The organism is Shewanella sp. AS16, assembly GCF_021412365.1.
Lineage (GTDB): Bacteria > Pseudomonadota > Gammaproteobacteria > Enterobacterales > Shewanellaceae > Shewanella > Shewanella salipaludis.
The window spans coordinates 1-290 of record NZ_JAKCLK010000285.1 but is presented as its reverse complement, the minus strand read 5'-3'; the positions used below and the strand labels follow the sequence as shown (position 1 = coordinate 290).

The 290-nt window shown below is 53.1% G+C and carries 1 protein-coding gene; it reads right to left on the bottom strand.

The window, feature by feature from the left end; genetic code table 11:
- Positions 1-290 (bottom strand): anhydro-N-acetylmuramic acid kinase (locus tag LZP73_RS20325; protein WP_234236751.1); only part of this gene is annotated, 290 nt, incomplete at both ends.

Below are 290 nucleotides of genomic sequence, written 5' to 3'. Positions count from 1 at the left end.
CTGTAAAGTGTGTGGTGCCACGCCCGTCGGTTCGTGCCAGACGGTTTGACCGTGGCAGCCGATCGCAACTATATCTCTCGCCTGCAGGTTTTGTTCCTTAAGCAAGGCATTGACCGCATCAGCAAAAAGTCGCCCAAGTTGAGTATCAAGCTGTCCAAACTGCGAAAGTGTAAGCTGCTGGCCCTGGCAAATATCCAGTACAGCCTGTTTCAGAGACACCGGGATCGGCCAGCTCAAACTTGCCAGCTGTGCGACCCGGTGTTCATCAATTGTCGCCAACACAACATCAA